Genomic DNA, 12,837 nt, shown 5'->3' with positions numbered 1-12,837 from the left:
TGAGCTTAACGGCTCACGCCGGCCGATCCACCGATGGGATAGGACTGACGAAGCTCTGGCAGGACCACTCGGCCGGAGTGGGTCCGGAACGCCTCGGGGTTCTCCGTGTGGATGGGGAAGACGGTCCCGGCCCGGACCTGATCGAGCAGCGACATCAGTTCCGGGCCGCTCGCGTGCCCGCTCGCGTGCGCCTGGACGAACGTCAGGCCGAAATGATCGAGCCATCGGTGCAGGACCTCGTCGGAGACGTCGTCCTCGCTGAACGGCTCGCTCATCGAGTGGATGAACGGACTGTTCGAGGGGGGTCTCAGGTCGATCAACTCCGGGAAGTGGTAGAAGTCGAGGGCCAGCAGGTAGCGGTCCCCGGTCCGCCGGACCTCTTCCGCGGGGAGCGCGGCATCGAGGAACGGGCGCTCCCACAGGTACGTCATCCGCTTCTTGCGCGCGTAGACGGATAGGCCCGGGCTCTTCCCGGGGATCGGAACCGCTCCCGCGGGAAAGAGCGGCGCCATCGAGTTCAACAGAAAGGCGGTTCGAGAGGAGACGAGGAGCTCGCGACCGGCGGCCCGGGCGGCGGCGTGGAGCGTCAGGAGACGGTCCACGTCCCGTGGGTACGTGCAGGCGAGCGCGATATCGTGCGTGGATCCGAGGACCCGGTCGACCTCGCGACGCACCCCGTCCTCCGAGAAGTTCATGCGCGGGTCGTTGCCCGCCCGTGTTCCTTCGATGGCGATCGCGTCCACCTTCTCGGCCTCGACCGCCTCGAAGAACGCGTGCGTGTCGGCCGCGCGAGGTCCATGGTGGCGGAAGTCGCCCGTATAGGCGATCGACCCCTCGGAGGTCCGGACGATGTAGCCGTAGGCGAACGGGATCGAATGATCTACCGGGTGGGGTACGACCTCGATCCCCCCGACGTGCACGGGCGTGCGGTCCTCGAAGATCCGCCAGTCGTGTTCCCCGTACTTCTGTCCCGTCGACTGCGAGATCGCTTCGAGCAGCGCGCGCGTTCCCTTCCCGACGTAGACGGGGATCTCGGGGTCGATGTACTGCAGGTACCCGGCGTGGTCGGCGTGCGCGTGGGTCAGGAAGATCCCCTGGAACTCCGGTGCGCGGTACGCGAGGTCCGCCCCCGAGAGCGCGGCCTCGGAGTAGAGCCCCTCGACGCGTGGGAGGAGATCGAACTCGAGCAGGTCCTTGGCGGGGCTCGCGGTCCGGGGCTGCAGGAAATCCACATAGAACTGCTCGAACGCGGGCGAGAAGGACGGGCCGAAATCAAAGAGGATGCGTTCGCCGCTATCCTCGATGACGATCTTGTTCCCTCCGATCTCTCGAACGCCGCCGAGGAAGGAGACGGTGGAGCGGGCCATGATCGGTTCCGGGGAATCTCCGTGGACGCTTAGCGGTTAGCGCTCGAGCCGATCGGGGACGGTCATGGCCCCAGTCCCCGCGGCCGCCGCGGTCGCACCAGGAGCCACGCGCCGCCGACCGCGGCCACGGTGACCGCCGAGGCCAGGGCGGCCCAGGCCCAGGACGGAACGCTGCCCGATCCCGAGCTCGAGGGGTTGGTCGATCGGTAGGCGACGAAGGTGACGTTCAGGGTCGTGTTCTTCCCGTCGATCGCGATCGATCCGTACGTTGGCGTCGCGTCGAACCCGCTCGAATTCACTGCGAAGGAGTACGTCCCGTTCGGCATCATCCAGTCGGTGGATGGGGTGGAGAGGTTGCGCGTGGCCGGCCCGACCGATACGCTCCACGGGGTCCCGGCGGGCAGACCGGTCTCCTCCACATGCAACGTGTACGTCACGACGATCCCCAGATACCGGACCGAGATGTTCTCCTCGAGGTCGATCACCCAGAACGAACCTGTGGCCCCCGCTACGGTGAACCCGCGCACGCTCCCGAAGGCGTAGGTGTAGCGACCGTTCGTCAGACTGAAGGAGATCGACGTGGATGAGGTACGGACCTCGGGAGATCCGTTCAGGGTCACCGACCAGATGGTCCCGGTCGGTAGGCCGGACTCTTCGAACTGGACGAGGTAGGTGCCCGGCGTCAGGACGTAGGAGACGAAGATCGTCCGGGAGGTCCCATTCATCTCCACCGTTCCGGCCGCCGGCGTCACGGTGTACCCTCCGACGCCCTGGATCGAGAAGTCGTAGGTACCGTTCGGAACATCGAATACGATGGAGAGGGTCGCGGATCGGATCGTCGAGCCGTTCACCGATACCGACCAGTTCACGTTCGCGGGCAGTCCGACTTCGTGAAAGGCGACGGGGTACTCCGTCGGTGGGGCCGGACCCACCGCCCGGAGCGAGTACCACGGCTCGATGCCTTCGCCGCCGAGCACGGGGTTCATGTTAAGGCTCGCGGCATTGACCCACGACGCGTAGGTCTGCGGATCGGATCCCTGGTAGGTGTACACATAGAGCGCGAGCAGGTTCGCGACATGCTCGATCTCGTTGTAGACCAGCGTCCGGTACGTGCCGGGGGCGAGCAGGCTCCCGGTCGAGATCCATGTCGCCATTGATCGGTACGCCACGCCCTGGCACTCCGTGGCGATGAACGACGAGCCGGCCCAGTGGATCAGATCCGCCCACGAGCCGCCGTCGTAGCCGCACGTGGGGCTGTCGAACTGAGGGCGGGCGAGCTGCGGGGCCAAGGAGTCGGAGTAGGGCCACGACTCGTTGGACGTATAGAGCCGGCCGACCACGGCGTTTGGATCCGCGAACGCGGCGGTGGATCCGGCCCCGATGGTCGTGTACGGGGACTGGCCCGGGGCGAACGTACAGGGAGATGGACCCACCTTGTACGCTCCGCACTCCGGCCCGAGCACGTACGGCTGGAGGGCTCCATTGCTGAGGTCGGCGATCGATTGGCTCCAAGCGGTGAGCTGACCGATGGTAAGGGGTCCCGAGTCGGCCCCGCTGGGCGAGGTCGAGTACATGATCGGGAAGCGGCACGGGTGGGCCGAGGAGCATTGGCTCAATTCGGGATCGTAGAGTCCCGAGGTCGACAGCGTGGTCTGCGCCCAGTACCACGCAGCGCTCCCCGGAACGTTCGCGCTGGCCACCGGATCGGCGGACGGCCACGTGACGTTCGCAGGGTACTCGTTACCGAGGTACCGGGGGATCGCGCCACCGTAGTCGAGCCCGTACAGCGCCCCGTAGCTCGTCCGAAGGGTGGGCGCGAGGGAGGTGTACGGATAGGTCAGACTGAGGAACTCGCGCAGCCCGTTGAAGCTGAGGAAATCCGCCGGGACGTTGAGCCAGCCGGTCGGATCGATCTGGCGTTCGTTCACCACGTCGAAATTCAGATTGTACGTCTGGAAGTTGGTCCGAAGGGTCGGGACGCTCATCTCGCCGATCTTGCCGGCCGTGTAGAGCGCATCGAACGCCGCGGCATCCGCAGGATCGATCGTGGCGACCGCGGCCCGACCGGAGAGGTACTCCTTCACGCCGAGGGTATCGTTTGATTCGTAGAACATGTTCACGGTAGGAAAGTACGTTCCCGGGAGAGGCTCGCATCCTATGGTGCCGGCGCAGCCCGTAGGGGATCGGTACACCGGGCTCGCTCCGAGGACGTAGCCCGTGCGCGGATCGATGCTCTCGAGCGAGTACGGACCCGATCCCACGGCGATCCACTCTACCGACGGCTGGGGGGTCAGCGGGTGGACATCCGCGAGGAGTTCGAGTCGGTCCCAGGCGGTGGAGGGAACGGTGCGGAGGTAGTCCTGGAAACCGGTCGCGTTCGAGCCGGTCGCGGCACCCGGGAGGAGACACGGCCCATCCCCGTAGGAGGCGGTGGTCCCATTGAACCCATCGACACCCGCGCCGACGAACGAGAACCAGCCGCACGGTTCGATGCTCGTGCCGGTCGGGCTCGCCAGCATGCTCAGCAACGCCGGCCAGGAGGTGCCGCTACCGTTCGCAACGAACGTCACGCATCCGCTCGCGGCGAGCGCGGACGCCGGGCAATAGGTCGAGTCGTTCACGAGGATCGACGACAGGACGTTCTGGGGGGTGTTGTTGTACGGATAGTGGATCCCATCGTCCCAGCTCGGGTTTCCCACCGGGAGAAGCGCCTGGGAGATGATCCAGCCCGGCGTGCTCCCGGGGGTCGGGAGGTTCGCGAAGGCTTCAAGCCGCGCGAAGGAGAAGAGCACGTCGGACGGGTAGACGGGCCAGCCCACCCCGGTCTTGGAGTCGTAGAACCGGGCCGCGGGATCGATGGGGAACGTATAGGACTGCGGCGAGCCCATCGATCCGTTCACGATGAGGGAAGTCCCAAAGAGCTGCTGGCACTGGGCGGTCCCCGGCACGCACGCCGCGAGCTCGGGCACGAACGAAGAGGTCGCGTTGCCGTCGTACGTGATCAGCGTCTGGTAGATGTTCAGGATCGCTTCCACGGAGGTCGGATCGGACGCGACGGCGGGGTCTAGGGTTTGGACCCCCGGCGTGATCGAGTAGACGTTGATCGAGCCGGGCACCGAGGGCGCATGCACCGGAGGCGGAGAACACATCGCGCAGGGAGCGGCGGGAGCCGGCGCCCCCACGACCGGAAGGCCTCCGAGCACGATCAGGATCGCCGTCGCGCTAACCGCGGCGACTGCGAATGGAGCGCGGGGTCGCCGGTCGGTTCGCCACATCATCGAGCGCCCGCCCGCTTTCGAGCGCGCGGATCGCGCGACTAGGCCGGCCACCTGTATATTACCCCCCTGCGGGAGCCGGGAAGCGGTGGCGGGCTCAGCGTGCCTTCAGCACTTTCTTGACGTTGGGGTGTTCCTTGGTGAAGATCTTGCCGCCGCAGTTGTCGCAACGAACCCCGAAGAGGTTCGCGTCGGAGGGGAGGGCCTCCCCGCACCGGATGCACCGGAACATGGCTCGCTCCTACCACGAAACCCGGCGGCCTTAAGGCTTGCCCGCCACGGGTTCGCGTTCGGCTCGGCTGACGGGCCCCGGTGGGGCGAACAAGTAGGCACCCGAGGCAAACCGGGTGCCGCAGCGCCCGCATTCGAAGACCCCGCTCGAGATCCGTGAGAGCGTTACCGTCGAGCATCGGGGACAGGCCGCACGGTGGCCCCGGCTGCGGTCGAGTTCGAGGACCCGACGCCGGATGCGGATCCCGTAGCGAGCCCCCATCCAGCCGGTGTTTCCGACCTTCTTCGTGCGCTTGCTCATAGGGTGCCTCCCTTCCGGGCGACGGTGCGCAGGCGATCCCCGTGGTGGAACGCCCGCTCGACGGTGGCGCGGATGTCGTCTGGAGAAAAGGCGCCCACAAGACCCTTTTGCATGGCCACGACGCGTCCCGTCTCATCGGTCGCGACTGTAAGGCGGCCCTGCGCCGCGCGTTCCTCCTCGAAGCTCGGATCGACCACGATCGCGTCACCGAGGCGCACGAAGGTGCATTCGATCGGGGTGTGCTGCACGTCGAGCGGGGTGTCCGCTTCCCCGATGCCGAAGCGCTTGCTCGGCAAGATCGCGTGGTGCAGCGCGGAGATCCCGGCGAGCATCGCCGCATCGATCAGGTTCCCGGAGTGATCGAGCACGTGGATATCGACGTAGCAGACCCACGTCTTCTCCCCCGGCGTCACGCACAGCTTGGTCAGGTCGATGGCCTCCGCGGCGCGGATCGCCCGGTCGACCACCCGGGAGACTTCGATCGCCCAGGGCTGCGGCGGCCCCGGCTCGAACGTTGGGCTGGAGAGCGGGATCAGTTCGGCGTTGGTCGTGAGGACGCCCGCGTTCGGGGTGTCCGGGAACGGCTTGCCCGGCTCGAGCTTGATGCCCGAGAGGACCGCGGTGTCTCCGATCCGCGCGAGCGCCGAACCATCGGCGGTCGTCACGAAGCCGATCTCGACCGAGACCGGGCGGTACTGATCGGCGCTCCGCCCATCCATGCGCTTGCCACTCGCGGCGAGGTCGAGGATGTGCGTCGTCAGGATGTCGGCGGTGATCTCTTCGCTCATGCAGCGACCTCCGTCGGGCGGGTCCCGCTATAGCGGTCCCGCAGCGCCGCCTTCATCTTGTCGTAGATGACATGGCAGCCCTTCACGCCCATGTCGAGGGCGCGGGAGAGCTCCTCGCGCGTCATGTGGCCCTCCATCTGGAGGAGGACGAGGCGGCCGGATTGCGGCACGAGCGCCATCGGAAGATCGGCCTCTCCGAAGTTGTCTTCGGCTTTGTTCAGATCGAGCACGATCTCGCCCGCGACCTTGCCGACCGCGACGGCCGGCACGAGGTCCGCCATCGGGATCCCTGCGTCCGCGAGCGCGACGGACGCCGCGACGAGACCGGCGCAGCGCGTCCCGGCGTTCGCCTGGAGCACCTCGATGTAGACGTCGATGCTCGTCCTCGGGTACTCCTCCGCGAAGATCACGGACTCGAACGCCTCGGCGATCACCTTGCTGATCTCCTGCGAGCGGCGGTCGAGGCCGGGGCGCTTGCGCTCGTCGACGCTGAACGCCGCCATGTTGTACTTGCACTGGACGATCGCCTTGTTGTTCTGTTGGAGATGGCGCGGGTGGACCTCTCGGGGCCCATAGACCGCGGCCATCACCTTGTTCGCTCCCCACTCCACGAACGCGGAGCCGTCGGCCCGATGGAGCGGCCCGGCCACGACTCTCAGCGGCCGCAGCTCGTCCAGCCGGCGACCATCGACGCGGATCCCCTCGGGGCTCAACAGGACGGGGACTTCTTTCGCACCTACGTTTCCCATAGTAGTTTTCTCCTTGGAATATCAGTTCACGGCTCGTCGGGGGGTTCCGGCACGTCGTCGTCGGGGATCGCCATCTCCCGTTCCGCCGGGGGAGCGGGCAGGCGCGGGACAGTAACGTCCGGCGAGCGCGATCCGAGCAGATCCTGGATCCGTTCGGTCAGCCCCGGGCGGTGCCCGTCCAGATCGATGATGCGCAGTGCCTGGCGCACGCGGCCGATGGCCTCCGGAGTCCCATCGACCCACACGCGGCCATTCTGGCCGACGGTCATCTTGGCGCCCGTCAGGCTCTGGATGGACTGGATCATCGACCCTCCACGGCCGATCACACGGGGGATGCGAGCGGGGGAGACGGTGATGATGGTCCCGCCTTCGAGCCGTCCGAGGCCATCGCCCACCATCGTCACTCCGATGCGCCCGGTCGCTTCGAGGTTCTCGACCCGCACCGCGACCGCGTCGCCGACCCGCAGGTAGCGGTCGGTCTCACCAATCTCGATCTTCCATGGGGTCCCGGTCATGTGGAGAGGGGCCCACCGGGGAGCGCCGATGTCCAGCAGCCAGAATGTACCTTGAACGTCTGTCACGGTCCCGAGCACCACGTCCCCGGCCTTGGGGATGTAGCGTCCCGAGAGCGGGAGTACTTGGATGAACGGCGGCCGCTCGGCCACGAGACCGAGCACGCTCGCGTAGACCTTGCCGTGGACCCGGTAGGTACCGGAGCCCGGTCGAAGGCCATCGGAAGGGATCTCTTCCCCGGGAAGTACTAGTGTCCGATCCCCAGAGGGATGCGAGGAACGACCCTCGCGGCCACGAGTACGGTGGCCCGGCAGATGTCCACTGTCCATTGTTTATGCTGCACCGGGCGCGTTGGACGATGGTGCTCTATTTAACCAAAGCGGTCTCGGCGGTCCCCTTCGTGCGCGCATTGAGCTTCTCGTAGAGATCGGTCTGCACGCCGGCGGGGATCTCGAGGATCCCGCTCCAGGATCCATCGCTGCCCCACTGCTCGTCCGAGAGCTTTCCCATTCCCTTGATCTCCCCGATGACGCGCGGGTAGTGCTGCGCCGGGACCTTGATGCGGACCCGCACGACGTCGAAGCGAATCGGGAGGAGGGGACGGAGCTTGGTGAGGACCTCCTGGACCTGGGCGTCGACGGGGCGGAACGGATCGATGTGAACCTTGGCCTCCGTCATCGCCGCCTCGATCCGCGCGGGCGGATGGGGCGCGCCCGTCTGAGGGTTCATCGCGTTGCGGGCGATCGTGGCGACGATCTGCCGGCGCTTCACCTCCTGGAGCTGGTGGCGCTGCTCGGTGGTGACCTGGACCTCGCCCTTCTGGACGATCTCCTTGGCGATCACCGCGATGTTGCGAGTGTGGAAGATCTTCTCGAGGTGCTCCTCGGAGATCTTGTCGCCCTTCTTCGCGTCCTTGAAGACCTGGTCGAGGGCGAGCTTGTCGGCAAGATCGATGTCCTTGCCGTCCTTGATGTCCTGGACCGCCGTCGGATCGACGAGGACCTCGAAGCGCGAGCCCGCGTGCTCCCATCGGGCGATCACCGCGTCGTCGACCTTGACCATCGTTCGGATCCCGCCCCCCTCTCGGTGCGGTGTGGCCTACGGTCGGCCGCTCTTGGGGGGATTCGGGGCCGGGGGAAGTCGGCTAGAGTACTTCTGTACTTCCTCGGCGGAGAGCCGGCGCATTCCCTCGCCGGGCTGAACGGTGCAGATCTCGACCTGGGCCAGGCTCGCCCCTTCATCGAGAGCGGTCCGCAGCCCTTCGAGGGCGAGGAGGATCGCCGCGTCGCGATCGAGACCGGGCTTGTACTTCGCCTCGAAGAGCTCCATGACCGGGCCCTTGTTGCCGCCCGTGCTCGTGGCATGGAAGCTCGTTAGGGAGCCGGAAGGTTCGGTCTCGAAGAGATGAATGCCCGAATCGTCGTAGCCGCCGACGAGGAGCGCGGTCCCGAACGGGCGGACCCCTCCGTACTGGGTGTACTGTTGCTTGTTGTCGCAGATCTTGCGGACCAGCACCTCGACCGGGATCGACTCGGCGTAAGTGATCCGGTGAACTTGGGCCGAGAGTCGCGCGTGATCGACCAGAACGCGGGCGTCCGCGACCAGGCCGGCCGTGGCGCAAGCGATGTTCTCATCGATCTGGTGGATCTTTTCGAGGCTCGCCGGTTCGGCCAGCTTTGGATTCGGGATCCGCCGATCGGCGATCAGAACGACCCCGTTCGCATAGACCACACCGGCGGTGGTGGCTCCCCGGCGAACCGCCTCGCGGGCGTACTCGACTTGGAACAAGCGTCCGTCCGGAGAAAAGACGGTAATGGCGCGGTCGTAGGCCATCTGGCCCGGTTGCATCTCCATCGAAGGCTACTCCGGCGCGGGACACTCGGGCGCCCCTTATAAGCGGAACGAGGGCGGTTGCACTCAGACCAGCCGGTAGCGCCGGTACCGCAGACCGCGGCGACAACTGTAAGTCCCTTCGGGCCCGGTACGTGTCGATGGCGGAAGGTCCTCCGGAGCCCGGTCGCCCGCGTGGATGGCGGCTCGAGGGCTCCTCCTCGGCCTACCTTCGCGCCGCGTCCGACCAACCGATCGACTGGCATCCCTGGGGCAACGAGGCGTTCGACGTCGCTCGACGGACGGGCCGCCCCATCCTGCTTGACATCGGGGCTTCGTGGTGCCACTGGTGCCATGTCATGGACGAAGGAACGTACTCGGACGCCGAGGTCGCTCGCCTGCTCGGCGCGCACTTCGTTGCCATCAAGGTCGATCGGGACGATTATCCCGAGATCGATCGGCGCTACCAGCGCCAGGTCGGCGCGCTCACGGGCCAAGGGGGCTGGCCTCTCACCGGGTTCCTGACCCCCGACGGGGACGTCTTCCTCGGCGGAACGTACTACCCTCCGACCGACGGACATGGTCGTCCGGGCTTCCGGCGGCTGCTCGCGGAGATCGCCCGCCTGTGGACGGAGGAACCCGATCAGCTCCATCGGCACGCGCAGAGCATCCGCGACGCGCTCGAGCGGATGCGCTCGGCCCGTCCAGCCGCCGGCCGATCCCTCGAGGAGTTCGTCTCGGGGATCCTCGCCCAGGTCCACCAGGGATACGATCCCGTGAACGGTGGGTTTGGATTCGCGCCGAAGTTCCCGCATCCGACCGCCGTCTCGCTACTCCTTTGGGAGGAGTACTCTCGCCGGACCCCCGTCTCGGGCGAGCGGGCCCGGGAGAACCTCCTGCGGATGGCGGACGGCGGTATCTACGATCAGATCGGCGGAGGGTTCCATCGCTATTCGGTCGATGAGGCCTGGCACATCCCCCACTTCGAGAAGATGGCCTCCGACAACGCCGCGCTCCTCGCGGCGTACGTGGAAGGCGCGCAGCGCTTCGCCGATCCGCGCTTCGAGCAGGTGATCGGCGGGATCGTCAACTGGGTGCGGGCAACTCTGCTCGATCCCGAGGGCGGCTTCGGCGCGAGCCAGGACGCCGACAACGCACCCGGCGACGACGGGAGCTTCTACACGTGGACGCGAGCGGAGATGCGCGGTGCGCTGGAGGAGCCCGAGTTCAAGGTGGCGAGCCGGTTCTTCGGAGCGGGCAGCGACGGGCGGATGCCCGAGGACCCGCAGCGCAACGTGCTCTTCCGGCTCATGCCGATCGCCGAGGTCGCCTCGAGTCTCGGCGTGAGCGAGACGAGCGCCCGAGCGTCGCTCGATCGGTCCATCGAAAAGCTCCGGGCGGCCCGGGCCCGGCGGCCGCAACCCATCGTCGACCACGCGCGGCATGCCGATCTGAACGGGGCGATGGCGTTCGCCTTCGCTCGGGCGGGGGAGTTCCTAGGGGACGCCGAGATCGTGAGCGATGCGCGCGCCACGGTCGATCGGATCCTCGAGGGGGCGTACCGACCCGACCGGGGAGTGGCCCACCGGCTCGAACCGACCGGCTCGAGCGGGTTCGGCCTGTTGGACGACCAGGTCCAGATCGCCCGCGCGCTGACCGAACTCGCGGGAGTGACCGCCGAACCGAAGTACGCCCGGCACGCCGACGAGATCCTATCGCTCGTCGACCGAGAGTTCCGGGGCGAGGACGGGCTCTTGCGCGATCTGGTCCCCGCGCTCTACGATGGGCCGACCATCGGCTCCCTCCAAGAGCCCTCGTACCCCCTCGAGGACAGCCCGCATCTCGCCGCGAACTCCGCAGCCGCGCTCACGTTCCTGCGCTACTCCGCGCTCGTCCACGACGACCGCTGGCGCGAGAAGGCGGCCGCTCTGCTCCTCCCGATCTCCTCCCGCATCGGGGGCGCGGGGATCTTCGGCGCCGGAGCGGCATGGGCGGCGGGCCTCCTCGACACTCCGGCCGTCACCATCGTGGTGGAGGGATCCGGCCCCGAAGCCCACGAACTCGAGAGGATCGCACGTCGCACGTGGCACCCGAACCGATGGGTGTTCCGCGGAACTCCTCCTCCGCCCTTCTCTCCTCCAGGGCTGACTCGGTCCGGTACGAGCGCGGTCCGGGCCCTCGTATGCGTCGGAACTTCGTGCCTTGCGCCGATCACCGACGGCGCCGCGCTGCGCGAGACGATCGGGAAGGCCGGTCGATCGAGCGTGGGATAGGCAGCAGCCCGACATCCGTCCCATCGAGCAGGTAGGCGCGCACGGTTCCGCGTGCGAGGAACCGCTTCACGAGGAAGGTCCGGCCGCGCGTGGGGCGGTCCCGGTTGAGCGCCTCCGTTCCTGCGATCGGGTTCAGGGCTGGCAGCACGATCAGCTCGCGAGCACCTATCGGCGGATCCCGACGACGTCGCGCCGGGAGCGGGTGGGCAGCGCTGAACTCCACCCGCACCCAGCATCGACGCTTCGCGAGGGGATCGCGACGTGTGGGTGCGAAGCGGACTCCGGGATGCAGATGGCCCGCGACGAGCCGCTCGCACTGGAGCACCTCAGGCGAGGGCCAGCGGTGTCCATGGAAGATCCCCACGCCTTCCCGAGCGATGCCGACCGCACCGTGGACGACGACCTCCCGCGGGAGGTAGCGGGTCAGTCCGACGTCGTGGTTCCCCGGGACGAGCTCGACGTCCAGGTCCTCCTGGAGCAGACGGCCGAAGAATGCGAACACCACCGGACGCAAGGGAGGCGGCGTGCCGACGATCGGATGCTTGGCGTCGCCGGCGATGACGATCCGATCCGCCCCGGCGGTTCTCGCCCAGCCGATCACGAGGTCGGCGATATGGGCCGAGGACGCCTCGGGGGGACCGGACGGCCGGTCGCGCGTCGCTCCCAGCCCGAGGTGGACGTCCGAGACGATCAGGTCGACCGGTGCGGAGCGACGTGCGCTCGCGAGCCGCAGCGCCGGAGCGTCCGGGACCGGGCGGAGATCGACCATGGCAAGGATTCGCAACGGCATAGGGGCATGAAACGTGGCGCGCTGGACCGCCCGATCGCGCGGAGGCGAGCCGGGGTTACGGGATCCCGACGTGGCCGAGGTTCCAAGGCACCGGCTGAACGAGATAGGCGAAAACGCCGGAACCGAACGCGAGGACCAGCAGGATTCCGAGCGTTTTCGTGTCGGTGCGGTATCCGGCGTTGCGGAAGAACCAGCTCACGAACACCGTGATGAGGATGAAGAACAACGGGAACGACCAGACCCAGTACGAAGCGAGCACGACCGAGAGCTGATCGGCGAGAACGACCGCGAGGATGGCGACGAGCACGACGCCGGCGGCAAAGATTGCAAGAGCGATCCAGGGCCCGGAGGCCCGTCCCCGGCGCCGCCGCAGGAAGAGGCTGGGAACCACCGTCCCGAAGACGAGGATCGCGGCGAAGGCGACCACCCCGATCCAGAGGATCAGTATACCGTTCATCGCCCCGACACCGTCCTACGGCCCCCGCGGTCGACTCGATGGAGCGGGGGCCCGGGGTAAAAGACGACCGTTTCAGCGGAAACGCGGCTCGACGTCGGAGGACCCGCCGGCAGAAGCACGTATCTGGAGTACGGAAATTAGTTCCGACCCCCCTCCTCGCCCCGACTCCCGACCAGCTCCAGTGGGCCCGAGCCCGCGCCCAGGCCCTGCGTTACCGCCAGCACCTCCCTCTACCTCCTCCCCCACCCCGAGCTCCCTCGCCC

The 12,837-nt window shown here is 67.5% G+C and carries 12 protein-coding genes; 1 reads left to right on the top strand and 11 read right to left on the bottom strand.

Translation table 11 applies throughout. The annotated features are described in order from the left end of the window. Nucleotides 1-5: 5 nt before the first annotated feature. The 9 genes from VMV28_00655 to psmA form a co-directional block, all read right to left on the bottom strand. Nucleotides 6-1,367, bottom strand: a complete 1,362-nt coding sequence (locus tag VMV28_00655) for an MBL fold metallo-hydrolase (protein ID HUZ79125.1) — start codon at nt 1,365-1,367, stop codon at nt 6-8. Nucleotides 1,368-1,429: 62 nt separating this feature from the next. Beyond that, nucleotides 1,430-4,645 (bottom strand): hypothetical protein, encoded by a 3,216-nt coding sequence (locus tag VMV28_00650; GenBank protein HUZ79124.1) that lies wholly within the window; start codon nt 4,643-4,645, stop codon nt 1,430-1,432. A gap of 94 nt (nt 4,646-4,739) precedes the next feature. Continuing rightward, nucleotides 4,740-4,874: a DNA-directed RNA polymerase subunit P gene (locus VMV28_00645; protein HUZ79123.1), complete on the bottom strand. Its 135-nt coding sequence runs from the start codon at nt 4,872-4,874 to the stop codon at nt 4,740-4,742. 30 nt (nt 4,875-4,904) lie between these two features. Next, entirely contained in the window at nt 4,905-5,174 is a 270-nt protein-coding gene (locus VMV28_00640) for a 50S ribosomal protein L37ae (GenBank protein ID HUZ79122.1), read from the bottom strand. Next, nucleotides 5,171-5,962 carry an exosome complex protein Rrp42 gene (gene rrp42 / locus VMV28_00635; GenBank protein HUZ79121.1) on the bottom strand — a complete coding sequence of 264 codons (792 nt, stop codon included), beginning with the start codon at nt 5,960-5,962 and terminating at the stop codon, nt 5,171-5,173. Before rrp42 ends, VMV28_00640 begins: the two co-directional genes overlap by 4 nt. Continuing rightward, nucleotides 5,959-6,711 carry an exosome complex exonuclease Rrp41 gene (rrp41, locus tag VMV28_00630; protein HUZ79120.1) on the bottom strand — a complete coding sequence of 251 codons (753 nt, stop codon included), beginning with the start codon at nt 6,709-6,711 and terminating at the stop codon, nt 5,959-5,961. The genes rrp42 and rrp41 overlap by 4 nt, the downstream gene beginning before the upstream one ends. A gap of 26 nt (nt 6,712-6,737) precedes the next feature. Beyond that, the gene (gene rrp4, locus VMV28_00625; GenBank protein HUZ79119.1) at nt 6,738-7,553 is read right to left on the bottom strand and encodes an exosome complex RNA-binding protein Rrp4; all 816 of its coding nucleotides are present in this window, start codon (nt 7,551-7,553) and stop codon (nt 6,738-6,740) included. A 37-nt stretch (nt 7,554-7,590) separates the two neighbouring features. After that, nucleotides 7,591-8,286 carry a ribosome assembly factor SBDS gene (locus tag VMV28_00620; GenBank protein ID HUZ79118.1) on the bottom strand — a complete coding sequence of 232 codons (696 nt, stop codon included), beginning with the start codon at nt 8,284-8,286 and terminating at the stop codon, nt 7,591-7,593. 36 nt (nt 8,287-8,322) lie between these two features. After that, on the bottom strand, nt 8,323-9,078 hold the full coding sequence (gene psmA / locus VMV28_00615) for an archaeal proteasome endopeptidase complex subunit alpha (protein HUZ79117.1): 756 nt from the start codon (nt 9,076-9,078) through the stop codon (nt 8,323-8,325). A 137-nt stretch (nt 9,079-9,215) separates the two neighbouring features. Between psmA and VMV28_00610 the strand changes: the two genes are divergently transcribed. Beyond that, complete coding sequence (locus VMV28_00610; protein HUZ79116.1) at nt 9,216-11,327, top strand: thioredoxin domain-containing protein; 2,112 nt, start codon at nt 9,216-9,218, stop codon at nt 11,325-11,327. Here the strand turns inward: VMV28_00610 and VMV28_00605 are convergent. Both VMV28_00605 and VMV28_00600 read right to left on the bottom strand, forming a co-directional pair. Continuing rightward, nucleotides 11,266-12,096 (bottom strand): hypothetical protein, encoded by an 831-nt coding sequence (locus VMV28_00605; GenBank protein ID HUZ79115.1) that lies wholly within the window; start codon nt 12,094-12,096, stop codon nt 11,266-11,268. The genes VMV28_00610 and VMV28_00605 overlap by 62 nt on opposite strands. Nucleotides 12,097-12,172: 76 nt before the next feature. Then, nucleotides 12,173-12,574 (bottom strand): hypothetical protein, encoded by a 402-nt coding sequence (locus VMV28_00600; GenBank protein ID HUZ79114.1) that lies wholly within the window; start codon nt 12,572-12,574, stop codon nt 12,173-12,175. Nucleotides 12,575-12,837: the final 263 nt, after the last annotated feature.

Source organism: Thermoplasmata archaeon (genome assembly GCA_035532555.1).
Taxonomy (GTDB): domain Archaea; phylum Thermoplasmatota; class Thermoplasmata; order Lutacidiplasmatales; family UBA184; genus Lutacidiplasma.
Note: the sequence above shows the minus strand (reverse complement) of the source record. Positions and strands in the feature narration are given on the sequence as shown.